This window comes from Embleya scabrispora DSM 41855 (assembly GCF_000372745.1).
Classification (GTDB): Bacteria; Actinomycetota; Actinomycetes; order Streptomycetales; family Streptomycetaceae; genus Embleya; species Embleya scabrispora.
The window spans coordinates 65,726-90,402 of the sequence record NZ_KB889687.1; the positions used below are offsets into that span (position 1 = coordinate 65,726).

The following is a 24,677-nucleotide window of genomic DNA, read 5'->3' on the forward strand; positions in this document are numbered from 1 at the left end:
GTTCCAGTCCCCAGGATCAGCGCCACCCATGAGCAACCCCCACACCCCAGGCAGCGCCGCCCACACCGGCCCCGGCCCCGAGGGCACCCACCACCTCGGTCACACCCTCAAGCCCCGGCACATGACCATGCTCGCGCTCGGCGGCGCGATCGGGGCGGGGCTGTTCGTCAGCACCGGCGCGGGCATCCACACCGCCGGGCCGGGCATCCTGATCTCCTACGCGCTCGCCTCGGTGCTGGTGCTGCTGGTGATGCGAATGCTCGGTGAGATGGCGGCGGCCGTGCCGCGCAGCGGCTCGTTCTCCGAGTACGCGGGGGCCGCCTTCGGGCGGTGGGCCGGCTTCACCGTGGGCTGGCTGTACTGGTGGATGGTCACCATCGTGCTGGCCGTCGAGGCATCCGGCGCCGCGGCGATCGCGCACGGGTGGGTGCCCAGCATCCCGATCTGGGTGTTCTCGCTGGTGATCATGCTCGTGTTCACCGGCGCGAATCTGCTCACCGTGCGCTCGTTCGGCGAATCCGAGTTCTGGTTCGCCACCATCAAGATCCTGGCCATCGTCGGGTTCCTGGTGCTCGGCGTGCTGGCGATCGCCGGATGGCTGCCGGACGCGGACGCGCCCGGGCTGAGCAACCTCACCGGCAACGGCGGCTTCCTGCCCAACGGGTGGGACGGGGTGATCACCGGCCTGCTCGCGGTCGCCTTCTCCTTCGGCGGCCTGGAGATCGTCACCATCGCCGCCGCCGAGTCGAACGACCCGACCCGCAACGTGGCCCGCGCGGTGCGTACCGCGGTGTGGCGGATCCTGCTCTTCTACATCGGTTCGGTGGCGATCATCGCGACCCTGCTGCCGTGGGATTCCGACCGGCTCGGCAGCCCGTACGTCTCCGTCCTGGAGGACATCGGCATCCCGGGCGCCGCACACGTGATGGACGTGGTCGTGTTCACCGCGCTGCTCTCCGCGCTGAACTCGATGTTGTACGGCGCGTCGCGGATGGCGTTCTCGCTGTCCCGGCGCGGCGAGGGGCCCCGGCAACTGTCCCGGGTGGCGGACAACGGCGTCCCGCGGACCGCCGTGCTGGCCTCCTCGGCGTTCGGCTTCCTGGCCGCGTTGCTCAACGTGTGGTGGCCCGAGCAGGTGTTCAAGCACCTGTTGAACTCGGTCGGCGCGATGTTGCTCTTCGTCTGGTTCGCGATCGCCGCGTCACAGTTGGTGCTGCGCCGCCGGCTCGAGCGCGAGGACCCGGAGCGCCTGCTGGTACGGATGTGGGGCTTCCCGTATCTGACCTGGTTCGTGATGCTCGCCCTCGCGGCGGTGTCGATCCTGATGTTGTTCGACGCCACCGCCCGCCCCCAGCTGCTCTCCTCGGTCGTCGTGGTGGCCGTCGTGCTGGCCTTCGCCCTGGTCCGCGAGGCTCGCCGGCGCGACCTGCGCAGGCGGGCGGGCGGCCGGTTCTGACCCGGCGCCCGGCGCGCTCCGGCCCTCACAGCCCGGCGCGCGCCAGGGCCTGGAGCTGCTCGCCGGTCGGGCACCAGTTGGACCGCATCTCCTCGACCGGCCAGCCCGCCAGGGAGGCACTCGCGGCGAAGTTGGACTGGAGGTAGCCCAGCAGCGTGCGGCGCGGGTCCTCGGCCAGGCGGACCACGTCGTAGGCGAGCGTCGACCGCGAACCGTCCGGCAGCCACACCGCCTCGCGCGGCGACAGCGGCTGCTTCTGCACACCGTCCGGCTTGGGCGCGGCGTAGGAGTAGTAGGCCGGATGGGTGACGCTCGGGTCGCCGGCCCAGAAGCCGAACGAGATCACCTCGTGCGAGTACGCCTCGGCCGTCACCGGGTCCACGCCGCTCGTCGGCGGCTCGACCCGCTTGCCGGAGAACCGGGTCAGCGCGAGGTCGAACGAGTGCCAGAACAGCTGTACGGGCGAGGTCTTGCCGTCGAACCAGCCCATGAACTCCTCGAACACGTCCGCCGACCAGGTCAGGATCCGCCAGAAACGCTGCGCGTACTCGGCCTGATAGCTCGCATGCGCGGTGTCCTCGCGAAACGGCGTGCTCAGGTGCGGGATACCGAACGGCCGCTCCAACAAAGGCACGTCGATGCCCAGGTCGGCCAGCACCCCGTGTACCGCGACATCGAACTCGGTCACGCTCAGCCCATCGACGAGTGCGATCTCGCGCACGTCGCCGCGATCGGTGCGAAAGACCACACGATGGTCGACGAAGTCGAACGCGATGTCGAACGCGATGCCGGCCACGGCCATCCGGCGTGTGGTGAAGCCTCGGGCATCCACCGTGAAGGTGATGTTCCACCAGTGGTTCTGCGGGTGGCTCGCGGCGAGCTTGACCTTGCCGACGATCTGCGCGAACAGGTGCAGCGTGTCGAGAGTGTCCACCCACGCGTCGTAAGGGAGTTCCGGAAGCCGAGGCGGCTCGGCGGGCTCGGCGGCCCGTGCGCGGTTGCTCGAAGGGATGCCCATGCACCGATTCTCGCCTCCCGACACCCCATCCGCCCCGTTTTGCTCCGCCGTCCGAGCCGGCCCGGGCGATTTCGCGCCACCCCCCGAACGGGTGAGCGCAGCCGACGCGTACCCTGCGTGCGACAACATCCCAACCACCTGTACAGGGGCACTCGTGCGCGTTGTCGTCGCCGGAGCCGGCATCGGCGGGCTGGCCACAGCCCTGAGTCTGCACGCGGCGGGTATCACCGACGTGACCGTGTACGAGGCGGTCGAGGAAATCCGACCGTTCGGCGTCGGCATCGACCTGCTGCCGCACGCGGTACGCGAACTGACCGAACTGGGCCTGTACGACGACGTCGCCGAGATCTCGGTGGCCACCGCCGAGTCCGTCCTCCACGACCGCTTCGGCAACCGCATCCGATCCGAGCCGCGTGGTCTGGCCGCGGGCTACGCGTGGCCACAATTCTCGGTGCACCGCGGCGAGTTGCAAATGCTCCTGCTGCGCGCCCAACTGGCCTGGCTGGGCGCCGAGTCGCTGCGCACGGGCCTGCGGCTGAGCGGATACGCCCAGACCGCCGACGGAGTCACCGTCGAATTCACCGACCCCGCGGGCAACACCGTCACCGACGAGGCCGACGTGCTGATCGCCGCCGACGGCATCGACTCGGCGGGTCGCGCGCTGATGTACCCGAGCGAGGGCCCACCCACCTGGCACGGCCGAATCCTGTGGCGCGGCGTGTCACCCGCACCGGCGCTGCTCACCGGCCACACCACGATCGTGGCCGGAGACGACGACCAGACGTTCGTCGCCCGCCCCCTGCGAGCAGCCGAGGGCGAGCGCCCCGCACTCTTGACCTGGCTGGCCGAACGCCCCCATCCGGGCCCGCCGGTCCAACCCGGCGACTGGCAACGACCGGCCGAACTCGACACGATCCTGGCCCACTTCGCGGACTGGGAGTTCGACTGGCTGGACGTACCGGCGCTGATCGCCAACGCGGACGTCGCGTACGAGTACCCGGTGGTGGACCGCGATCCCCTGCCGAGTTGGTCCGACGGACGGGTGACCCTTTTGGGCGACGCGGCCCACGCCACGTTCCCGATCGGCATCGACGGCGCCTCCCAGGCCATCCTCGACGCCCGCGTCCTGGCCCACGAACTGGCCACCCACACCGACCCGATCGAGGCCCTCACCCGCTACGAGGAGCTTCGCCGCCCGGCCATGACGACCCCGCAGCACACCAACCGAACCTGCGGCCCAGGCACACACCCCGCGCCCGCCCCCGGCACGGGCCACGACGCCGAGACCCTGAACAACCGAGCGTCCTACTCGGTGACCGACAACGAAACACCCACCGAAGGCTGACCCCCTCCGGACCACACCGGCCAACCAACCCGGCACGCGGATCACACACCCCTCGCCAGGGGCACGCCGTCGAGCGAGCACAGGGAGCGGGCCCGGGTCGGCAGGCGGGCGGCTTCGAGACCGCCGAAGGGCGGGCGGGGGTCGGCGAGCGCGGGCGGGTCGGCGCGGGTCGACGGGCGAGCGGCGAGAACGGACACGGGTCGGCTCGCGCGGGCGCAGGTGGAAGATCGGCGGGCAAGCGAGCGCGAGTCGGCACGCGCGGGCGGCGAGCGAACGCGCGGGCGGCGAGAACGAACATGGGTCGGCGCGCGGACGCAGGTGGAAGATCGGCGAGCAAGCGGGCGCGAGTCGGCACGCGCGGGCGGCGAGCGAACGCGCGGGCGGCGAGAACGGGCCGGCGGGCCAACGGGCGCGAGTCGGCAGGCACCGCAAGGGGTCGCCGGTCGCCCAACCGCTCCGGAGCCGGGTATTTGGGCATAGGTCGCTTGGGCTGCCGGGTGCGTGGGGGCGAGGCGCGTGGCGGGTGGGCGCTGCGCGGGGGTGGCCGGATGCACGCCCGCTCCGCGGTCGGGGTCCGGCCGGTCGCTGCGCGTCGGGGTGCTCGTCCGCTACGCGGCCGGTGGGCTGGGCGTAGGTCGCGCGCGGGCGGCCGGGGAGCGTGGGCGAGGCTGCGGGCGTGGGTGGGCGCCGAACGAGGCAGCCGGATGCACGTCCGCTCCGCGGCCGGGTGGGTGGGCGCAGGTCGCACGAGCGGCCGGGTGCGTAGGGCGGGGCGTGTGGTGGGTGGGCGCTGCGCGGGGTGACCGGCCGCCGCGGCTCGCTCGTCCCCACGACGTGTGGATTGGCCCAGGTCGAGTCGGCCGACCAGTCCCAGCCGACCCACCCGGGTGCCCCACGACATGGGCGCCGCGACCCGAGCCCACCGGTCCGGCCCACGCACGCCGCACGCCGCGCCGCATGCCACGCACCAGACGCCCCGCCCCGCTCGCCGCCCGGCACGCGTCGACGCCGCGCGGCGCCCCGGGTGGCCGTTACGGCACCAGCACCACCTTTCCCACCGTCTTGCGGGCGGTCAGGGCCGTGTGTGCTTCGGCTGCGTCGGACAAGGCGAACGTCGTGACCGCTGGGCGGAGTTCGCCGGCCGCGGCGGCGGCGAGTGCGGCTTCGGCGAGGGACTTGATGCCGCCTGGGCGGTTCGTCATCCGCGGGCCGAGCGGGTTCTCCACGGCCACGTCGGCGGCGGCCGCGAGCTCGGCCAGGTCGGCGATGGGGGCGCCGGAGGACCAGCCGAACGTCACCAACCGCCCGCCCCGGGGCAGCAGATCCAGCGCGTCCCGGCCGATGTCGCCGCCGACGCTCTCCAGGACCACCGTCACCGGCCGCCCGGCGAGTTCCTCGCGAACCCGCTCGGCCCAGTCGGCGGCGGTGTAGTCCACCGCGAGGTCGGCGCCCGACCCGCGCACCGCCTCGACCTTGGCCGTGCCGCCGGCCGCCCCCACCACCACCGCGCCGACCCGTCGGGCCGCCTGGACCAGCAGTGTGCCCAGGCCACCCGCCGCGGCGGTGATCAGCACGACGTCGTCGGCGGTGATCGCGGCCACCTCCAGGATGCCCAGCGCGGTCCGCCCGGTGCCCACCATCGCCACCGCGACCTCGGCGGGCAGGCCGTCCGGCAGTACCAGCAGCGCCTGGTCGTCGATGATCGTGAACTCCGCGTAGCCGCCGTTCCCGTTGCCCAGGTGCGCCACCACCCGCAGGCCGACCAGGGTCGGGTCCACCCCGGCGCCGACCGCGTCCACCGTCCCGGCCACCTCGCGGCCGAGCGTTGCGGGCAACTCCGGCTGCGGGAAGGGGCCCTGCACCTCGCCCGAGCGCAACATCACGTCGACCAGGTGAACTCCCGCCGCAGCCACCGCGATCCGCACCTCTCCGGGCCCGGGCTCCGGGGTCGCCACCTCCTCGTATCGCAGGTTCTCGGCCGGGCCGAACTCGTTCAGACGAATCGCGCGCATGGAACACTCCGGGACTTGATGGGACGAACGGCGGGACGGGAGAGGGCAGGACGGGAGAACGGCAAACAGGCGAACGGGCCGCCAGGCGAGCGGGCGGAGAACCATCGCGCCCCGGACGTCAACCCGTGGAGCCGCCGCCACCACGCACACGCGAACAGTCTGAAACTTCAAGTCCACTTGATGTCAAGTTTCACGCCCCGCAACACGCCGACCCACTTCGACCGACCGCCGCCCGCCCGACCGCCTCCCACCTCGTACCGTGACCCCATGTTCGATGCCGAGGAAGCCGCCGCCACTCTCGTCGCCACACTCGCCGCACTGGGCACGCCGGAGCGCGCCGAGGCGGAAAAGGCGTACCTGAAGAGCGATCTGACCTTCCTCGGCGTCACCGTCCCGGTGCTGCGCAAGGCGGTGACCTCGGCGGCCCGCGCCCGCCCTGAGCCGTCCCGGGACGAACTCCTCGCCTGGGTCGCCGCGTTGTGGGCCCGACCGGTGCACGAGAGCCGATTCGCCGCGATCGAGTTGATGCGCGTCCACGTGCGTGTGCTCACCCGCGCGGACCTGCCGCTCGTCGAGCGGCTGATCCGGGACGCGGCGGGCTGGGTGTACGTGGACACCCTCGCGGAGAAGGTCGCCGGAGTGCTGATGGGACGGGCTCCCGCGGATTTCCGCACTGCCGACACATGGGCCGGCGACAACGATTTCTGGGTCCGCCGGGCGGCGCTGCTCAGCCTGCTCCCGGGCGCCCGGGCGGGTAATCCCGACCTGGTCCGGTTCGACCGCTACGCGGACGCGATGCTGGACGAGCGGGAGTTCTTCATTCGCAAGGCGATCGGCTGGCTGCTCCGGGAGATCTCCAAGCGGGACCCGGCCTACGTGATCGCCTGGACCACCGCGCACCGGGCCCGGATGTCCGGGGTGACCTTCCGCGAGGCGGTCCGCCGACTGCCCACCGCCGACGCGGAGCGGTTGCGGGCGACCGGTTGATCCGTGCCGGCCGCGGTGGGCCGCACGGCAGGATGTGTCGATGACGACTCATCTGGTGGCCATGGGCGGCGGCGGTTTCTCGATGAACGACGGCCCCTCCGCGCTCGACCGATACGTACTCGACCTCGCCGGTCGGGCCCAGCCCCGCGTGTGCTTCGTACCGACCGCCTCCGGCGACTCGGCCGCCTACGTGGACCGCTTCCTCCGCTCGTTCAGTGATCTCGACTGTACGCCGGGCGAGTTGAGCCTGTTCCAGCGTACCGGCGTCGATCTCGCGGACGCGTTGGCCGATCAGGACGTGATCTACGTGGGCGGCGGCTCCACCGCGAACCTGCTAGCGCTGTGGCGCCTGCACGGTCTCGATGTCGCGCTCGCGGACCGGGCCGCCGCGGGCGACCTGGTGGTGTGCGGCCTGAGCGCCGGCGCACTGTGCTGGTTCGAGGGCGGTATCACCGACTCGTTCGGGCCGCGCCTGCGCCCGCTCGCCGACGGTCTGGGCTGGGCCGCGGGCAGCGTCTGTCCGCACTACGACGGCGAGGCGGGTCGTCGCCCGGCGTTTCACGCGGCCCTCGAGGCAGGCGTATTGACGCCCGGTTACGCGCTGGACGACGGGGCCGCGATCCACCTCGTCGACGGCGCGGTACACGGATTCGTCGCCGAGCGTGCGGAGGCGCACGCGTTCCGGGTCGAGTCCGGTGTGGACGGCGTTCGCGAGAGCGCCATGCCGACGATCAGGCTGTGACCTGGATACTTACCAATGTTCTGGTACCTGAATTTCAGGTAGGTACTTGAGCGGAATGCAGCGTTGGAGCAGCATCGATACCGCGAGCCGATCACCCCGACGGGCCTCCGCGCCACCGCGGCCTCCCGGCTTCCGGCGCCCCGCGCCGGCTCCTTTTCGGACCGTCTCGACACGGTCCCGGAGGGCCCGGCTCGCGCTCCCACCACTGCGATGGAACGAGTTCGACATGCCTGCTTCCCCTGTTCGGCCCGCCACCTCCGTGACCGTGCTCGGCCTGGGTGCGATGGGCACCGCGCCGGCCGACGCGCTCCTTGCCGCCGGACATCCCGTCACGGTCTGGAACCGGTCCCCGGCCCGCGCGGACGGCCTGGTCGCGCGCGGCGCCAAGCGCGCCGACTCGGCCGCCGAGGCGGTCGCCGCGAGTGCCCTGGTGATCGTGTGCGTCACCGACTACGACATCGCGAACACGATCCTGGCCGACGCGAGCACCGCGGGTGGCGCCGACCTGTGGGCGGACCGCACCCTGGTCAACCTGACCTCGGACACCCCCGAGCGCGCCCGGGAGGCCGCCGCGTGGGCCGCGAAGCGGGACATCGCCTACCTCGACGGCGCGATCATGGTGCCCGCTTCGGTCGTGGGCACAGCCAACGGCCTTGTGCTCTACAGCGGTTCGCGTGCCGCGTTCGAGGCGCACGGAGCGACGCTGCGGGTGTTCGGCCCCAACACGCCCTTCCTGGGCGAGGATCACGGCCTGGCCGCGGTCTACGACCTCGGCATGCTGGACTTCTTCTACACCTCGCTGGCCGGCCTGACACACGCATTCGGCGTGGTCGGTGCGGACGGGGTGTCGGCGGGCGAGTTCCTGCCGTTCGCGAACATCATCTTCGGCATCCTGCCGAACATCATGACCGGCATGGCCGCCTCCATCGACGCCGGCGCCCACCCCGGCGACCAGGGCAACCTGATCATGGAGGCCACGGGCATCGACCACATCCTCACCGCCGCCAAGGCTCGCGGTCTCGACGTCGGCGTCCTGGAGGCGGTCAAACACCTCACCGACCGCACCATCGCCCGAGGCCACGGATCCGACGGCTTCACCGCCACAATCGAAACGATCCGCAACCCCTGAGCACGCCACCTGAGGTGCTCTATTTCTTCCGGACAGCGACCCAGGAGGCCGCACCGGGGACTGCATGCGACGAGGGCAGGCCCGTGCCGTTCGGCTTGCCGAGCAGGCCGAGCAGGCCGAGCAGGTTTGCGTCGTCGAGCAGATCCCGTCGCGTGTGTACCCCCGGAGCAGGCCGCCCGACTCTCCCCGACCGCCGGGCCGCTCCCGCACACCCGGGTGCGGATCCGCCGGCCGGTCGGTGCCGGGTCGCTCAGACCTCGTTGCCCGCGTCCCTCGCGAGCAGGTCCGCGATGGCCTCGCGGCGAAGCAGGACACGCGTGCCGCCGTCGCCCCGGCGGCGGGCATCGCGAGGAGGTCGCCGGGGTGGATGTCCTCGGGCAGGTCGACGTCGGCGGCCGGCACGTCGCCCGACTCGCAGTAGCGGCCCACGACGGTGACCCGTCGAGTGCGGGCCGCGCCCGGTCGACCGACCAGGCGCACGGTGGTGCGCGCGCCGTACAGGGCCGGCCTCGGGTTGTCCGCCATGCCGCCTCCACCGCCACGAACACCCGGTGCGCGGTGCGCTTGACCACGAGCACCCGGTACAGCGCCACGCCTGCGGGCCCGGTGACGGCCCGGCCCGGCTCGACGATCAGGCGCGGCACGGGCAACTCGTACAGCGCACACCGGCGGGCCGGTTGCCGGCGTACGTCGACCGCGAACGGCGCGATGTCCAACGCGTGTCCGCCGGTCCGGTAGGCGATCCCGTGGCGACCGCCCAGGTTCAGTTCGGGCAGCACGATCCCGTGCCGGTCGCGCAGCCCGGCCAGGAACCTCGCCGGCGTGCCGATCGCCGCCGGCCAGGGCCGCACCGAACCGATCTGTGAGCCCAAGTGACGGTGCAGACCGGTCAGTTCCAGGTGCGATTGGGAACGACGCGCAGCACCGCGTCCTCCGCGTCGCCTCGGGCGATGGACAGGCCGAACTTCTGGTCCTCGCCGCCGGTACGAATCGCGTGGTGCGTACCGGCCTCGACCCCGGGTACCACCCGCGCCATCACCCGCTGCCGCTGCCTCGGCGCCATCAGCGCGGCCAACCGGGCGACTTCGGCCGGGTTGTCCGGCACGATCCGGCCCACGCCCAGGCGCAGCGCCGTGCGCAGTTCGTCCGCCGACTTCGCGTTCCGTGCAGGATGATCCGCTCGCCGGGCATCCCGGCGAGCGCGGCGGGCGCCAACTCGCCGGCCGAGCACACGTCGAGCCCGAAGCCCTCCTCGCGCAGCCGGCCGACCAGGCCACGACACAGGAACGCCTTGGCGGCGTAGGCGATCTCGGCGCCCGGCAGCGCGCGGCGATAGGTCCGGCAGGTGTCCCGAACATGCTCTTCGTCCAGTACGTGGAGCGGCGTCCCGTACCGCTCCGCGAGTTCGGCCAAGGGCAGCCCCCGACCGCGACGTCGGCACCGCGCGCCCGGGTCGAGCGCGGCCAGACGTCGCGTCCACAACCGGCTCCGCAAGCGTGACGGACATGGCAACTCCCTTGTGCGTGAACATGAGTGACGGCAGATCAGCCGAGGAAGGACAGCACGACGAAAAGCACCGCAGCGACGACGGTGATCCGCAACACGCCGAGCAACCGCAGGTCCCGAAAGGTCCCGGACGGCCGGAGTGCCGCAGAGGTCGCAAAGGCCGCAGAGGCGCCAGGCAACCCGGGCTCGGATACTCCCGCCGTCCCGGACGCGCCCGAGGATCCGGCACCCACCGCCAGGCCGCCGGTGCCGCCGGCAACGTGGAGACGCGCACCCGCCGGCACATCCGCCCGCGATCGCACCGGCCCGACACCGACCGCCGAGCGTGCGGCCTTGGCCGTCCCACCCGCGCCCGCGACCACGACCGACACGACCGTCGCGCCGGGCACAGCGGCAGCCCCGCGACCGGCCCCGGCCGCGCCGCCCGCCACACCCACCGGCTCCCCGCGCCGCACCGGCGGCGCCGATCGCACCGGCGGCGCCGAGAGCCCAGGGTCGACCAGCATGCGCTCGCCGCCGACCTCGTCCACAAGCGAGCGCACCGCGCCCGCCCCGAGTCGGATCCACTCCTGCTCGACGCCCAGCACCGCCCGCAACCGCGCCACCGACGTGAACGCGACCACGACCCGGGCGCCCAGCGGGTCCCGGCACAGCCGGACCACCCGAGCCCCGGCCACCGACCGCACCGGCACGATCAACAGGCGCCGGGCGGTGGTCGTGGAAGCGGGTTCCTCATCGGTGATCAACACATCCGACACGACAGCCTCCGAAGTCCGGCTCCGCACCCAACCGCGAGCCCCACTTCAGACGCTACGACGCCCCATACCGGACAACCCCGCCCCTACCGCGCCCTTGATCATTCCTGCCCGGTTGTTGACGCTCCCCTGACGTCCGCCGACGCGCGCCTGAACAAAACCCGGGAAATCACCGCACATCAACCCCCTCGAAACCCACTGCGCCCCCTGTGCCAACCTCGGGTCGCCAAGGCAGACACCCGACGGCGAAGGGACGGCGCGGATGTACCAGGGACGAGCCGCGATCCGAGCCGGCTACTTCATCCTTCGCGGCCTGCTCGCCCTGTGTCTCCTCTGGAGCCTGCCGAACCTGCTTTCCGACGAATGGCAATACCGCCTGTGGTCCCCGCTGACCGCGTTCCTGTGGACCACCGCGATGATCGTGTACCCCTTCGTCGTCATCCGCCGCGAGCTCCGCGGATCCCGCGCCGAAACCCGGCCTCCACAACCCGACCGCACCGCCGCGAAGCCGTAGTCCGCGGCTTCCCCACCCAAGGCGACCGGCGCGCGGGTGGGCACGAACACCCCCAGGCCCTCCCTTACTCCATCCCGAGCCAGGTCCACGTCGTCGTGGCCACCAACGGACCCCCCGGCCGCACCAACCGCTGCGCCGGGCCCACCAGGCCGTTCGGCGGGCCGGTCTGCGGCTCCACGCACACATGCTCCGGCGGCAGGTCGTACACCACCGTGTAGTCGCAGTCCGAGGTCATCCGCAGCCGCAGCGCCCCGGGCCACACCAGCGCCGCGTCCACCCCTCCGGGCGTTCCGTAGCAGTCGTCCCGAGGGCCCGGCAGCGGGGATATCCGGCGCCCGGTGGGCAGGTAGTCGGCGCCGCGCTCCTCCTGCCACGCGGGCGTGAAGGACAGCTCCAACTCCCCGCCGACCGCCAACTGCCGCCGGAACCACGGGTGCCACCCGGCCTGCGCGGGAAACACCGCATCCTCGGACTCGATCCGCAACACCGTGACCAGCCCGTCGGGCGCCAGCGTGAAGGTCTGCTCGACCCGCCCCGCGAACGGCCACGGGTCGGTCAACGCGAACTCGAAGACCGCCGACGCCGCATCCTCCGCCACCTGCTTCCAGGCCCCCCGATACCCGAGCCCGTGCAGCGCGTGCGGCGCCGCGTCGGCCGGGAACTCGTGGCCGGCGCCATCGAATTCGAACCTGGCCCCGCCCATCCGGCCGACCCACGGCACCATCGGGTAGCTGCCCCACTCGGCGGGGCGCTCGCCCTCGGTCCGCAACAGTTCGAGCCCGTGCACCCGCAACGAGCCGAGCCGGCACCCGGCGTCCGGCAGAATCCGCGCCTCGGCGCCTTCGGAACGCAACCACACTTCGCCGTCGATCATGGTCGGCAGATTACGCGTAACGCTCCCGAAGCTGCTTCTTGAGCACCTTTCCGGACGGATTCCGCGGCAGTGCGGAGACGATCTCGATACGCTCCGGGAACTTCTGCCGCATCACTTCCCGAGTGTCCAGGAAATCCCGCACCGTACGCAGATCCGGCAATATCGCCGGATCCGTCGGCACGATCACCGCGCACACCAGTTCACCGCGTTCGGCATCGGGCAGGCCGATCACGGTGACCTCCGCGACGGCAGGGTGGGCGTCGAGCAGGTCCTCGACCTCCTTGGCGCTGATCGTCTCGCCCTTGCGCAGGATGACGTCCTTGATCCGCCCGGTCACGTACACGTTGCCGTGCTCGTCCACCCGGCCCAGATCGCCCGTGCGCAGCCGCCCCGCGTCGTCGAACGCCTCGGCGTCCAGCCTCGCGTCCACGTAGCCGCGCATCACCTGCGGCCCGCGCACCCGCAGCTCGCCCTCCGCGCCGACCGGCACCGCCGCGCCGTCCGGTCCGACCACGGCGACCTCCACCCCGCGGGTGGGCCGGCCCTCGGCCCGGGCCAGCGCCTCGTCCGGGTCGTTCGGGCCCGCCATGGTCAGGATCGGCGCCTCGGTCATCCCCCATCCGGCCAGGATGCCCACGCCGCCCAGTTCGTTCCTGATCTCGTGGTGCAGCCCGGGCGGCTTGGGCGCGCCGCCGCCCGGGCAGCTGCGCAGCTGCGGAAACAGCGGGTCGCCGGCCGGCCGGCGACGCTGGGCGGCCAGCCATGCCTGGTGGAAGACGGTGCCCGCGCCGGCCAGCGTGACCCGCTCGCGGCGCAGCAGTTCGGGCGTCTCCTCGGGGTGGAACGCCTCGGTCAGGATCATCGTGACGCCGTGGGTGAGCGCCGCGGTCAACCACGTCGTACAGCCGCCGATGTGCGCGAACGGGAAGACCAGGGCGACCCGGTCCCGCTCGTTCGCGCCGATCCGGTCCGCCATGCCGACGCCCGCGGCCATGATCGTCGCGTCGGTGTGCCGGGCGCCCTTGGGGTCGGCGGTGGTCCCGGACGTGTAGAAGTACCAGCGCACCGGGGCGTCCTCGGGCGTGCCGGGCACGGCCGGCGGGGGCGGCAGCACGGCCGGGTCGCCGGTGGGCAGCGGGCCGTCCAGGACCAGCAGCTCCAGGCCCGGGACCCGGTCGCGCACCCGGCGGGCCAGTTCGGGGTAGTCGTAGCCGCGCCACACCGGCGGCACGATCAGCATCGAGGCGCCGGTCTGCCGGGTGACGAAGACGAGTTCGCGTTCGCGCTGGACGGGCATCACCGGGTTCTGGATCACGCCGAGCCGGGACAGGGCACCGACCAGGACGACGGATTCGAGCCGGGTGGGCAATTGCCAGGTGACCGTGTCGCCCGCGCCGAGGCCCTGGGTGTGCAGAAACGCGGCGGTGGCCTCGGCCGCGTCGCGGAACGCGCGGTGGGTCAGCCGTCGGCCGCCTTCGTCGACCAGCAGCTCGCCGTCGGGCGACCGGGCCGCCCGCGCCTCGATGGCCGCCCAGAGGCTCGTATGTGTCACCGTCGTGCCCTCCTCGCCCCGCCCGTCCCGAATACCTATCAGGAACGGTCGCGACCCGACAGGGCGACGACATCGCACCGGCCTCCGTCGCCCCGACCCGAGCCGGTCGCGCGACAGACGGATACAGGCAGGTTCACAGATACAAGAAGTGCGGTGACACCACGATCACCGAAGGCACCAGCAGCGCCGCCGCGGTCAGCAGCCGCAGCCCGGCGGAGGCGACCGGCGCGCCCACCTTGACGCCCGCGACGGCCACTTCGGGGTGTGCGCTCGCCCGCACCTGATGCACCGTGAGCTCCTCCTGGCGCTGCTGCGGCCAGGCGAAGCACGGACAGAACGGCCCGCCCGCCTGCCCGGGACCGGACAGCTTGACGATCGCCCGGCGCAGGTTGACCCGCGCGATCGAGCCGTGCACGTCCGCGTCCGCCGCCTTCTCCGACAGTTCCGCGGCGTGGTCGGCCCATTCGCCGAAGAACCGCACCATCGGGTAGGCGTCGGCCAGCGTGTCGGCGCAGACCATCCACTGCGCGTCGCGCCGGCGCAGGTGCCCCGCCATGTGGGTGAGCACCGCGTTCAACTCCTCCGGGCGGAGCAGGTCCAACGCCCGCGTGGTGGCCTCCACGCGCGGCGGTCGGGACGGCAGCAGCACCAGGCGCGGCGCCTCGTCCTCGACGATCACCAGGCGCGGTCGGCCGCCGGCCTCCTCGTCCAGCAGCGGCGCGCAGTTCTCCAACCGGTGCAACTGCACGTGCAGCGCCCGCCGGTAGTCGCGGGTGGCGCCCGCGCCCCGGCGCCAGCCGACCACGAGGAGCACCAGCGCCAGCACGGCGACGACGATCTGCACGACCAGTGGCACGTGCGGCATGCCGATGCGCGGGTCGAAGCCGGCCGCCCGCATCGGGGCGAGCCACAGGTCGGGCGTGTAGACCGGCACGGCCAGCACGAACGAGGCGAGTACGCCGCCGGCGGCGGCCCGCCAGGCGCGTTGCACGTGACGCGGGCTGAAGCCGCTGCGTTCGGCCCGGCGCAGAACGCGGGGGGCGGTCACCAGGATGGCCGCCGCGAAAGCCGTCAGCACAAGTCCGTACAACACGTCCTCGCCGCCCCTTTCTGGCTTCGTCACCGCCGTGCCCGTTCGGCCCTGCAACGGTTCTAGGCGCCAAGTGGTTTCCGCGTCCAGGAGACAGGCCACATCGGGCGGGTGATTTATTCGGCGAACACCAACCACCCGGTGGTATTGCGGACCCGATGCGGACCCGGATCGAATCGGCGTGGAAACCGAATCGAATTGCATCGTCCCATCTCCACGCGCGTAATTTCGAACCCATGGGAGTGCCTTCATGCACGAAATCTCACGTTCGGCTGTGATCGCCGCCACACCGGACAAGGTCTGGGCGGTCATCGGCGACTTCGGCGGCCTGGGCGACTGGCACCCGGTGGTGCCGCCGAGCACCATCGAAGGCGGCGGCGACGCCAACACCCCGGGCGCGGTAAGGGCGTTCGCGATCGACGGCGAGGTGCTCTCGCGCGAGGAACTGCTCAGCCACGACGCGGACGCGCACCGGATGACATATCGCCTGATCCAGGTGCCGCTGGCGGTGAGCGACTACGTCGGCTCGCTCGCGGTGCACCCGCACCCCGACGGCAGCGAGGTGGTCTGGTCGGCCACCTACGAGAGTGACGAGGACCTGGTGGAGACCGTCGACGCGGTATTCGCCGACGGCACCTACGGCGCGGGGCTGACCGCCCTTCGGGAGCGCTTCGCGTAGGCCGCGTCAACGAATCCCGGCAGGACGAACCGGGACCCCCGGGACGGGGCACGAGTCCCGTCCCGGGGGATCCCGCCGGGCCGCCGGACGGCATCCGGTCGGGAAAGCCACCTCGGGCGTACGCGAACACTCCGTCGACGAACGCCCACGCACAGCGACCTCGATCGGGCGCGCGTATCGCATGGTGAGACGATCGCCGTATGCTTCGGCCACCCCGAACCGATCTTGAGGTAACCATGCATCGCAGCGACACGGACCACGCCGCGGCCGCGCTCGGCATCGACCTGCCCGTCCTGGAGGCGGTCCAGCGCCGCATCCTGTGGCTCGCCACCCGCATCGTCGACTCCGCCAACCACGACCGGCCGAACCCGGACGGCATCAAGGTCGGCGGCCACCAGGCGTCCTCCGCGTCGCTGGTGTCCGCGATGACCGCGTTGTGGTTCGCGCACCTCGACGGCCCGGACCGGATCAGCGTCAAGCCGCACGCGTCGCCCGTCTTCCACGCGATCCAGTACCTGCTCGGCAACCTGGACCGGGCCTACCTGACCACGCTGCGCGCCAAGGGCGGGCTCCAGTCGTACCCCTCCCGGACCAAGGACCCGGACCGCGAGTGGATCGACTTCTCCACCGGCTCGGTCGGCCTGGGCGCGGCGGCACCGCTGTTCGGCGCCGCCACCCGGCGGTACGTGGACGCCCACTTCGGACCGCGTCCCGCGTCCCGCTTCGTCGCCCTCCTGGGCGACGCCGAGTTGGACGAGGGCAACATCTGGGAGGCCATCGCGGACCCGGCCACCCAGGGCCTGGGCAACGTGATGTGGCTGGTCGACTTCAACCGCCAGTCGCTGGATCGGGTGGTGCCCGGGGTGCGGATCGACCAGTGGCGCGGCCAGTTCGAGGCGGCCGGCTGGCACGTGGTCGAGGTCAAGTACGGCCGCCGGCTCCAGGCCGCGTTCGAGCGGCCCGGCGGCGCCGTGCTCAAGGCGTGGATCGACGCGATGCCCAACGAGCAGTACCAGGCCCTGTTCGGCCTCGCCGACCAGGACGTGCGCGCACACTTCCTGGACGGCGCGCCGGCCGACGTCGCGGACACCGTCGCGGACGTGCCCGACGCCGAATTGCACGCGCTGGTCACCGACCTCGGCGGGCACGACATCGCCGCCCTGCTCGACGCCTACCGGCGCTGCGACGCGGTCACCGATCGACCCAGCGTGGTCTTCGCCTACACCGTCAAGGGCTGGGGTCTGCCGATCGCGGGCAACCCGCGCAACCACTCCGCGCTGCTGAGCACCGAGCAGGTGGCCACGCTGCGCGCCGGGTTCGGGCTGACCGAGCGCACCGAGTGGGACCGCTTCGACGCCGCCACCCCCGAGGGCATCCTGGCCGGGCAGCGCCGCGAACACCTGGCCCGCGCGCCCAAGCCGGGCCCGCTCGGCGTCCCGGTCGCCGCCGCCACCGATCAGCGGATGACCAAGCCGGTCTCCACCCAGGAGACCTTCGGCCGGGTCCTGGTCGACCTCTCCCGCGACCCGGCGCTGGCGCCGTACCTGGTGACCACCGCACCCGACGTGGCCACCTCCACCAATCTGGCCGGCTTCATCAACCGCACCGGCGTCTTCGCGCCCACCGATCGCCGCGCGTGGTCCGGCGAGGGTGCGCTGAAGTGGATCGAGGGCCCGAGCGGGCAGCACATCGAGCTGGGCATCTCCGAGATGAACCTGTTCCTGCTGCTCGGACAACTCGGCCTGGCGGGCGACTTGTCCGGGCAGCCGCTGATCCCGATCGGCACGGTCTACGACCCGTTCGTGTGCCGCGGCCTGGACGCGTTCATCCACGCCGTCTACTCCGGATCGCGGTTCATCGTGGCCGGCACCCCCTCCGGCGTCACGCTCGCTCCCGAGGGCGGCGCGCACCAGTCCACCATCACCGCGTCGATCGGGCTCGAACTGCCCGGCACCACGCTGATCGAGCCCGCCTACGGCACCGCGCTGGACTGGCTGCTGTGCGACGCGGTGGGCCGGATCGTGGGCGGCCCGGACCACGGCGTCGAGCCGGACAACGGCGCCTACTACTTCCGGTTGACCACCCGGCCGATCGACCAGGCGCCGTTCGAGGCCGCCCGGACCCGGCTCGGCGACGCGCTGCTGCGCCGCCAGGTGCTCGCGGGTGCGTACCGGCTCCTGGAGGCGCCCGATCTGCCGGGCGCGCCGAGCGTGTACCTGGCCGCCTCCGGCGCGGTACTGCCCGAGGTGCTGACCGCCGCGCACGAGCTGCGCGACGAGGGCATCGCCGCGCATGTCGTGGACATCACCTCGGCCGACCGGCTCTACAGCGCCTGGCAGCGCACCTTGCGCCAAGGGGTGCGCACGGCGACCACGCCGTCCGCGCCCGGCGCGTTGCGCACCGCGTTCCCGCATCGGGCGCCGGTGGTCACCGTGCACGACTCGTCCTCGCACACGCTCGCGTGGCTCGGCTCGGCGCTCGGCGTGCCCAGCGTGCCGCTGGGCGTGGACCAGTTCGGTCAGACCGGCCGGATCGAGGATCTGTACGAACTGCACGACCTGCTGCCCGGTTCGATCGTCAACGCGGCGCTGGCCGCGCTCTCGCTCGCCTGAGCGGACCCGCCGCACCGGCCCGGCCGGCCGCCGACTCGGGGCCGGCGGCCGGCCGGGCCGCCCTTTTCGCTCACGCGTACGGTATGCCTGCTGACGGAGCGTCCGACGATTCGAGGAGCTGTGCATGCGACACGGGGGCATGGGACGACGGTGGAGCACGTGGGCGGCGGCGGGGCTGGCCGCCGCCGTCGTCCTGACCGGGTGCTCGTCCGACTCCGGTGACAAGGACGACAAGGACAAGAAGGCGGGCGGCACGGGGGCGCCGACCGGCGGCGCCGCGGCGCCCGGCGGGAAGGGCGACCGGGACCCGAAGTCGGTCTGGGCCGCGCTGCTGGCCGCGACCACCACGCAGCAGGTTGTCGAGTACCACGGGACACGGACCTCGACCGGTGACACCGCCAAGGAGCAGACGGTCCGCGAGGACCTGTGGACCTGGTACGACGCGGGCGGCAGGACCGCGTTCACCGACCGCGCGTACCAGGTCGCCGCCGACGCGCCGATCAAGCGCTCCTCGTGCGAGGCGGGCAGGGAGTGGAGCTACAACAACGCGCTCAAGCAGTGGACGGACACCAAGCGGCCGTGCGTGGTGGACATGGCCCGGGAGGGCAAGTACGTCGGCGACGGCATCCTGCCGACCGGCCTGACCGCCGAGCAGGCCAAGACGTTCGCCGCCCAACTCGACGCCACACCGGGCTGGTTGACCCCCTCCGCGGTGGAACCGGCACAGCAGAACGGCAAGTCCTACCTGCGGCTGACCGTGGACCTCAAGCCGCAGCCGGGCGGCGCCAACGCGAATGTCAACACCGACCTGCTGCTCAAGGCGTTCCGCGCCACCGTCGCCGACTTCACCAAGGGGCCGTACCAGATCGAGAACTTCGGGCAGCAGAGCGGTTCGCCGGTGCGCGCGGTGTTCTGGCTCGACCCGGCCACGCACCTGCCCGCGTACTCGGAGGTGAGCACGACCGTGGTGGACAAGGGCGCGGCCACCGGCGCGATCCGGCATCTGCGCACGGAGTACGTCTTCGGCGGGCCCGCGCCCAAGCCGGATCGCAGCACGCTGGTGCCGGCGCCCGCGCCGAGCTGGCCGGAGCAGGGGACGAAGCCGCCGCAGCCCTGAGCACCGGGTACGACGTGCGAAGGGCGGGTCCGGGACCGGAACCCGCCCTTCGGGGCGTGCTCAGCGCGCGGCGAGCGCCACGAGCGCTTCCCGGACCGGGTCGAGCACCGCGCTCAGCCATGCGGTGTGCTCGTGCACGGCCAGCCACGCGTCCAGTTCGGCCGGCGGCACGTACGCGACGTCGTCGACCTCTTCGGGGTTGAGCCTGAGGGCGCCGCCGGCCCGGCCGACGAAGAGGTGGTTGAACTCCTTCTCGACCAGGCCCGAGACCTCGTCGGTGACGTCGTAGGTCACCAGGCCGGCCGGTTCGAGCACGGTGGGCTCGACGCCCAGTTCCTCGGTCAGTCTGCGCAGCACCGCTTCCCTGGGCTCCTCGCCCGGAAAGGGGTGGCTGCAACACGTGTTGGACCACCGGCCCGGCGAGTGATACTTCGTCAGGGCCCGACGCTGCATCAACACCCGACCCTCGTCGTCGAGGAGGAAGACCGAGAACGCGCGGTGCAGTTGGCCCGGCGGCTGGTGAGCCTCCAGTTTCTCCGCGAGGCCGATCGTGTTCCCTTGGGGGTCCACCAACTCGACCATGACCCGACCGTCCGGCTGCTCCTGCGCCATGTGCTCTCCCTGCTGTTCGGCCTTGCCTGCACAGTATCCGGCGGGGCGGGTCACGGGCCCGCGATACCGCGCCGGCGGCCCCCTACATCGTTGTCTGTACGCCGGGATCCCACCTGCCGACGATCCCTCGGCCGCCCGCGCGGGAGACGCTGGTGGGGTCCGTTCGCCGGCGCCCTTCCTCTCCCGGGGGCGGGCAGCCCGGCCTCGCGCCGAGGAGGAGATCGCCGTGGTCGTCGCCATGATCGTGGCCTGCGAGGTGGGCTTTTGGGTGCTGATCGCCCTGGGCCTGCTGAGCCGCTACGCACTGCGCCGCCGCCGGCTGAGCAATGTGTTCCTGTACGGCACACCGCTGCTGGAGGTGATCCTGCTCGTGGTCGCCGTGGTGGACCTGCGCGGCGGTGCCACCGCCGGCGCGCGGCACGGGATCGCCGCGTTGTACATCGGGATCACCGTGATGTTCGGCCACCGGATGATCCGGTGGGTGGACCAGCGGGTGGGCTATCACTTCCTCGGCGGGCCGCTGCCGTGGCGACCGCCGGCGCGCGGCATGGACCGGGTTCGGTACGAGGCGATCGAGTTCGCCCGCACGGTGGGCGCGATGGCGATCGCCGGCGCACTGCTGGGCCTGTTGATCCTGGTCACCGGCGACGCGGACCGGACCAAGGCGCTGACCGGCTTCTTCGGCGCGCTCGGCGCGGTGACCGCGATCTCCCTGGTGATCTCGGTGGTGGGCGCGTTCGAAGCCTTCGGCAAGCCGCCCAAGTCCAAGCCCGCGCCGCGCCGGCTGCGCGACCGCGCGCACGCCTGACGCGCCGCACCCAGCCGGCACCCGGCAGCGGATCCCGGTTCGAGTCCGGGTCGGGTCGCGGCTCCGGAACACGTGGGAGGTGTTCCGGAGCCGCGGCACATACGGCGGGGGCGTTCAGCCCGGCATCGCAGGACGTCGGACGGCGCGGCCGACGAGGGTGCCGGGCACCGCACGCGAGCGGCTCAACGAGCCACGCGCCGGTTGATCACGCTCGGGCGATCGCCTCGTGATGGTGAATCACCTCGGCGACCAGGAAGTTGAGGAACTTCTCCGCGAAGTCCGGATCCAGCTTGGCGCTCTCGGCCAGCGCGCGCAGGCGGCGGATCTGCACCGCCTCGCGGGCCGGGTCGGCCGGCGGCAGCTTGTGCTCGGCCTTGAGTACGCCCACCCGCTTGGTGCACTTGAACCGCTCGGCCAGCAAATGGATCAGGGCCGCGTCGATGTTGTCGATGCTGTCCCGCAGGTCGAGCAGTTCTGCGGGCCTGCCGGGCGCCTCGCCCGACGTTTCGTCAGTGGTTCCGTTCGCCATAACGGGTGACCCTACCCGGCGACGTCGCGCGAGCGGGCGGACGACGTTCGAGAGTCCCGGGCGGGACCCGCGACGGGCCCACCGTCGTTGCCCCGTCGAGTGATCCGGGGAAATATCACCACCTGTCATCTCTCGTTCTGCCAGGTGTCACATCGCCACCTGCGGGGGACCCTCTGAGTACGGTCCGCGCCGTCGGCTGTCCCTGTCCCGGCGCGACGACCGTTCGGCGGTGCTCAAGGGGATGCGGCCGGGGCTGCAGTAGGGGGCGAACGACATGATGGAGGAAGTGCGTCTGACGCCGAGCGAGCGGCGGATGCTGGAGGAGATCGAGTACGAGCTGCGCAAGGACCAGGAGCTGGACCTCGCGCTGCGTACGATGCGTCCTTCCCGCAACCGCCGGCGGACCGGCGTCCGCGGCCGTGTCGTTCCGGGCGCGGGCTCCATGCCGGCCTCGAAGCGCCGCAGGATGCGCCGGCCGACGCTCTCCGGCACATGGCACGTGCTGCTGCTGATGGTGCTGTTCGCGGCGGTGTTCGCGGCGCTGGCCACCACGTCCGGCGTCTACCTGGTGGTGATCGCGTTCGCGCTGATCATCATGGGCTGCACCACCACGCTGGTCTGGCTGTGCGTGACCTTCCTGTTGCGGCGCGGCGGCAAGACCTGATCGCACCGACCGACGCGGGCACCTGCCACGACACTGTCCGCGGCACCGTCAGCGGGCCCGATGGTTGCGGCTGCCGGTCGCGCGGCTGAGCCCACGGCCGCGGGCCGCGACCATCAGCGTGCCCGCCGGGGCCGCGACGCCGAGCAGAAGGGCCGCGTCCAAAGCGCCCATGCCGCCCTGGCCGATCGAGTAGAACACCAGCGACAGCGACGCGAACATGCACATCAGCACCGCGGCGGTCATCCGCTCCGCGCGGCGCCCCCGGGTGAGCAGCCACAGGCACCCGACCAGGCCGACGCACACCGTGGCCAATGCGGCGATTGCGGTGGTGGTCATCGCGCCTCCTCGTGGTGTTGCCTGCGGCCCCCCACGGGCCCTGTCCGATCGATTACCCGAGGTGATCGTGTTGATGCCGCGACCCCACCGGAATCGAATCCTAACCGCCCGCTACCCCCCTGGGGTATATGGTCGGGCGCGTGACACTTCCCGCACCGCCATGTGGCGGCATCGCCCGGCTCGATCTGATCAAACGCCTGGGCGCCGCGACCGTTCGGGTGACGCTCGCCGTCGAGCGCTGCCGCCGCGCCTGCCCCCGACACTCTGCGTAACACCGTTGTTACGCTCGCGTCGAAAGCCGGAAACGGCCGAGCGGTTCACTCCGGGCGACAGCGGTTCCGCAGCGGGACCGGAGACCATCGACCCAGGTGACGGCGCGAGATGAGCACACAAGACCGTACGACCGCACTCCGACACACCGGCCCACCCGCGCTCTGGGAGGCGACCCGATGACGCCGGACACCCCGGTGGCCGACGTGGTGATCGTCGGGGCCGGCCCCGAGGGCATGGCGATCGCCCACGCGTTCACCCGGCGCGGGGTGCGCGATGTGATCGTGTGTGCGTCGGGCATCGCCGGCTCGGGCCCGCCCGGGTCGACCGGCGACCCCGGACCCGGCGACGGCGCCGTGCACTGCTCGTCGAGCCGGCCGGCGACGGCCGCGATGGCGTGGGCGGGCACCCACGTGTTCGAGAACGCGGTCGAGGTGCTCGGCGAGGACGTCGGGTATCGCCCGTGCGGCCGAATCGTCGGCGTGGCCGCATCCGATCTCGGCGGGCTCGACGCGGGCGTGGCGATGCGCCGCGCACTCGGGATCGAGGTGCGGCGGGTGGACGCGGACGAGGTCACGGCGCGCTGGCCCGAGATCGACATCCGCGGCTTCGCCGGCTTCGCCTACGAGCCGCGCGGCGGGTACGCCGACACCCGGCGCACCGCGCGCGCGTTCGCCCGGGCGGCGCGGCGCGGCGGAGCGGCGGTCCTTACCCGCGCACCGGCCGTGAGCGTCTCGGCGACCCGGGACCGGGTCGGCGGAGTGCGGCTGAGCGACGGCCGCGAGGTGGCCGCGGGCACGGTCGTGGTGGCCGCGGGCGCCGACTCGCCGGCGCTGGTCGCACCGTTGGGGGTGCACCTGCCGGTGCGCGCCGCCCGCGAGTTCACCCTCCGGGTGCGAGTCGACCACGCGGTCGGGGAACGGCCGATCCTGGACGATCTGCCGCATCGGCGCCGGCTGCGCGCGGACGGTCCCGGGCACCTGCTGCTCGGCGCGCTCGACCCGGCTCCCGACGCGTTCGACGACGAACTCACCGCGCGCGCCTCGGCCCACCTCGCCGCACGCTTGCCGGGCTTTCGCCGGAGCACGCCGGTGGCCGCGTTCGGCACCCGGCGCGATGCCGGGCCCGATCACCTGCCGCTGATCGGATCGGTGGGCCCCGACGGGTTGTTCGTCGCGGCCGGGTGCGGCGAGCACGGATTGGCCATCGTGCCCGCGGTGGGCACGCTGGTGGCCGACCTGCTGTGCGACGGCGCCAGCGCCCGGCCGGACATCCCGGGCACCGACTTTCGCCCCGACCGGTTCCCCGCGCGTGCCCGGTCACCGCGACCGCGTCGGCCCCGGTCCGCGCAGCCGCCCGGCGCCGGGGTCGACTCCGGTGAAGTGTTCGGCTCCGGGCGGGAGTTCGATTTCGGTCGGGGATCCGGTCCCGGTCCACGATTCGGGTCCGATTCGCGGTCGGGTTCCGATTCGCGGTCGGGTTCCGATTCGCGGTCGGGTTCCGATCGCGGCTTCAGTTCCGATCGGGCGTGAAGAACGGCAGTACCCGCTCCTCCCCCGTCGGCCGCAGGTCCACCCGTACCCGCATGCCCGAGTGGATCTCGGTCGGTTCCACCTCGACCAGATTGGTGAGCATGCGGTAGCCCTCGTCCAGGTCCACGATGGCCACCGCGTACGTGTCGCCGGGCTCACGCGTGGCGGGCCGACGCACCACGGTCCAGCTGTACACGCTGCCGCGCCCGGCGCTGGTGGCCCACTGCAACGCGCGCGACGAGCAGCCTCGGCACATCTCGGTGGGGGCGAAGTTCGCCGTCTCGCACGCACCGCAGCGCTGATAGCGCAACTCCCCCTGCTCCGGGGACACCCGCACCGACGCGGCGGGGGTCACGGGTACACCGATCTGTGGTCCCAACACGGGTTCACGGCCTTTCCGTTCGGTCGTACTTCGTCCGGCCCGTCGATGTTCGAGACGAGCGTTGGCTGCATGCTCGCGCACCAAGCGCGTGGTTGCCGAATCGATCGCACATCAGTTCCCGTTCGCGCATCGCACCCCCCGAGGGGAGGACGTCGA

General features: G+C 72.4%; 22 protein-coding genes and 1 pseudogene. 12 read left to right on the forward strand and 11 right to left on the reverse strand.

What is annotated here, in order from left to right; genetic code table 11:
* Positions 1-28: 28 nt before the first annotated feature.
* Positions 29-1,456, forward strand: a complete 1,428-nt coding sequence (locus A3IC_RS0133915; protein ID WP_020554531.1) for an amino acid permease — start codon at positions 29-31, stop codon at positions 1,454-1,456.
* Positions 1,457-1,481: 25 nt separating this feature from the next.
* On the opposite strand, the gene A3IC_RS58080 is transcribed toward A3IC_RS0133915, so the two are convergent.
* Complete coding sequence (locus tag A3IC_RS58080) at positions 1,482-2,474, reverse strand: DUF5996 family protein (protein WP_020554532.1); 993 nt, start codon at positions 2,472-2,474, stop codon at positions 1,482-1,484.
* Positions 2,475-2,628: 154 nt separating this feature from the next.
* On the opposite strand from A3IC_RS58080, the gene A3IC_RS0133925 reads away from it, so the two are divergent.
* Positions 2,629-3,819, forward strand: coding sequence for an FAD-dependent monooxygenase (locus A3IC_RS0133925; protein ID WP_020554533.1), 1,191 nt, complete (start codon positions 2,629-2,631; stop codon positions 3,817-3,819).
* 1,031 nt (positions 3,820-4,850) lie between these two features.
* Here A3IC_RS0133925 and A3IC_RS0133935 read toward each other — a convergent pair.
* Positions 4,851-5,831, reverse strand: a complete 981-nt coding sequence (locus A3IC_RS0133935; RefSeq protein ID WP_020554535.1) for a zinc-binding dehydrogenase — start codon at positions 5,829-5,831, stop codon at positions 4,851-4,853.
* Between the two features lie 267 nt (positions 5,832-6,098).
* Here A3IC_RS0133935 and A3IC_RS0133940 point away from each other — a divergent pair, with 267 nt between their 5' ends.
* From A3IC_RS0133940 to A3IC_RS0133950, 3 genes are all read left to right on the forward strand, one after another.
* The gene (locus A3IC_RS0133940) at positions 6,099-6,818 is read left to right on the forward strand and encodes a DNA alkylation repair protein (protein WP_020554536.1); all 720 of its coding nucleotides are present in this window, start codon (positions 6,099-6,101) and stop codon (positions 6,816-6,818) included.
* 40 nt (positions 6,819-6,858) lie between these two features.
* On the forward strand, positions 6,859-7,560 hold the full coding sequence (locus A3IC_RS0133945; protein ID WP_026219061.1) for a Type 1 glutamine amidotransferase-like domain-containing protein: 702 nt from the start codon (positions 6,859-6,861) through the stop codon (positions 7,558-7,560).
* Between the two features lie 226 nt (positions 7,561-7,786).
* A complete protein-coding gene (locus A3IC_RS0133950) occupies positions 7,787-8,689 on the forward strand; it encodes an NAD(P)-dependent oxidoreductase (RefSeq protein WP_026219062.1) in 903 nt (300 codons plus the stop codon).
* A 250-nt stretch (positions 8,690-8,939) separates the two neighbouring features.
* Here the strand turns inward: A3IC_RS0133950 and lysA are convergent.
* Positions 8,940-10,158: pseudogene (gene lysA / locus A3IC_RS73740) on the reverse strand (diaminopimelate decarboxylase); the annotation flags it as partial.
* A 75-nt stretch (positions 10,159-10,233) separates the two neighbouring features.
* The gene (locus A3IC_RS63010; protein ID WP_020554540.1) at positions 10,234-10,953 is read right to left on the reverse strand and encodes an SAV_915 family protein; all 720 of its coding nucleotides are present in this window, start codon (positions 10,951-10,953) and stop codon (positions 10,234-10,236) included.
* A 259-nt stretch (positions 10,954-11,212) separates the two neighbouring features.
* On the opposite strand from A3IC_RS63010, the gene A3IC_RS0133980 reads away from it, so the two are divergent.
* Positions 11,213-11,464, forward strand: a complete 252-nt coding sequence (locus A3IC_RS0133980; protein ID WP_020554541.1) for a hypothetical protein — start codon at positions 11,213-11,215, stop codon at positions 11,462-11,464.
* Positions 11,465-11,528: 64 nt separating this feature from the next.
* On the opposite strand, the gene A3IC_RS0133985 is transcribed toward A3IC_RS0133980, so the two are convergent.
* The 3 genes from A3IC_RS0133985 to A3IC_RS63015 form a co-directional block, all read right to left on the reverse strand.
* Entirely contained in the window at positions 11,529-12,338 is an 810-nt protein-coding gene (locus A3IC_RS0133985) for an aldose epimerase family protein (protein ID WP_020554542.1), read from the reverse strand.
* 10 nt (positions 12,339-12,348) lie between these two features.
* Positions 12,349-13,890, reverse strand: a complete 1,542-nt coding sequence (locus tag A3IC_RS0133990; protein WP_020554543.1) for a class I adenylate-forming enzyme family protein — start codon at positions 13,888-13,890, stop codon at positions 12,349-12,351.
* Between the two features lie 133 nt (positions 13,891-14,023).
* A complete protein-coding gene (locus A3IC_RS63015; protein ID WP_158696200.1) occupies positions 14,024-15,013 on the reverse strand; it encodes a M48 family metalloprotease in 990 nt (329 codons plus the stop codon).
* Positions 15,014-15,230: 217 nt separating this feature from the next.
* Between A3IC_RS63015 and A3IC_RS0134000 the strand changes: the two genes are divergently transcribed.
* From A3IC_RS0134000 to A3IC_RS0134010, 3 genes are all read left to right on the forward strand, one after another.
* A complete protein-coding gene (locus A3IC_RS0134000; RefSeq protein ID WP_020554545.1) occupies positions 15,231-15,659 on the forward strand; it encodes an SRPBCC family protein in 429 nt (142 codons plus the stop codon).
* A 236-nt stretch (positions 15,660-15,895) separates the two neighbouring features.
* The gene (locus A3IC_RS0134005) at positions 15,896-18,271 is read left to right on the forward strand and encodes a transketolase-like TK C-terminal-containing protein (RefSeq protein ID WP_020554546.1); all 2,376 of its coding nucleotides are present in this window, start codon (positions 15,896-15,898) and stop codon (positions 18,269-18,271) included.
* Positions 18,272-18,395: 124 nt separating this feature from the next.
* Complete coding sequence (locus tag A3IC_RS0134010; RefSeq protein WP_158696201.1) at positions 18,396-19,388, forward strand: hypothetical protein; 993 nt, start codon at positions 18,396-18,398, stop codon at positions 19,386-19,388.
* Positions 19,389-19,448: 60 nt separating this feature from the next.
* On the opposite strand, the gene idi is transcribed toward A3IC_RS0134010, so the two are convergent.
* Complete coding sequence (idi, locus tag A3IC_RS0134015; RefSeq protein ID WP_020554548.1) at positions 19,449-20,000, reverse strand: isopentenyl-diphosphate Delta-isomerase; 552 nt, start codon at positions 19,998-20,000, stop codon at positions 19,449-19,451.
* Positions 20,001-20,226: 226 nt separating this feature from the next.
* Here idi and A3IC_RS58100 point away from each other — a divergent pair, with 226 nt between their 5' ends.
* On the forward strand, positions 20,227-20,808 hold the full coding sequence (locus tag A3IC_RS58100) for a hypothetical protein (RefSeq protein ID WP_020554549.1): 582 nt from the start codon (positions 20,227-20,229) through the stop codon (positions 20,806-20,808).
* A gap of 205 nt (positions 20,809-21,013) precedes the next feature.
* On the opposite strand, the gene A3IC_RS0134025 is transcribed toward A3IC_RS58100, so the two are convergent.
* On the reverse strand, positions 21,014-21,337 hold the full coding sequence (locus tag A3IC_RS0134025; protein WP_020554550.1) for a chorismate mutase: 324 nt from the start codon (positions 21,335-21,337) through the stop codon (positions 21,014-21,016).
* Between the two features lie 274 nt (positions 21,338-21,611).
* On the opposite strand from A3IC_RS0134025, the gene A3IC_RS0134030 reads away from it, so the two are divergent.
* Positions 21,612-22,001 carry a hypothetical protein gene (locus A3IC_RS0134030; RefSeq protein ID WP_020554551.1) on the forward strand — a complete coding sequence of 130 codons (390 nt, stop codon included), beginning with the start codon at positions 21,612-21,614 and terminating at the stop codon, positions 21,999-22,001.
* A gap of 48 nt (positions 22,002-22,049) precedes the next feature.
* On the opposite strand, the gene A3IC_RS0134035 is transcribed toward A3IC_RS0134030, so the two are convergent.
* Positions 22,050-22,337 carry a hypothetical protein gene (locus tag A3IC_RS0134035; protein ID WP_020554552.1) on the reverse strand — a complete coding sequence of 96 codons (288 nt, stop codon included), beginning with the start codon at positions 22,335-22,337 and terminating at the stop codon, positions 22,050-22,052.
* A gap of 449 nt (positions 22,338-22,786) precedes the next feature.
* Between A3IC_RS0134035 and A3IC_RS58105 the strand changes: the two genes are divergently transcribed.
* Positions 22,787-24,139 (forward strand): NAD(P)/FAD-dependent oxidoreductase, encoded by a 1,353-nt coding sequence (locus A3IC_RS58105; RefSeq protein WP_020554553.1) that lies wholly within the window; start codon positions 22,787-22,789, stop codon positions 24,137-24,139.
* On the opposite strand, the gene A3IC_RS0134045 is transcribed toward A3IC_RS58105, so the two are convergent.
* The gene (locus tag A3IC_RS0134045; protein WP_211232324.1) at positions 24,120-24,494 is read right to left on the reverse strand and encodes a Zn-ribbon domain-containing OB-fold protein; all 375 of its coding nucleotides are present in this window, start codon (positions 24,492-24,494) and stop codon (positions 24,120-24,122) included. The two genes, A3IC_RS58105 and A3IC_RS0134045, sit on opposite strands and share 20 nt — an antisense overlap.
* Positions 24,495-24,677: the final 183 nt, after the last annotated feature.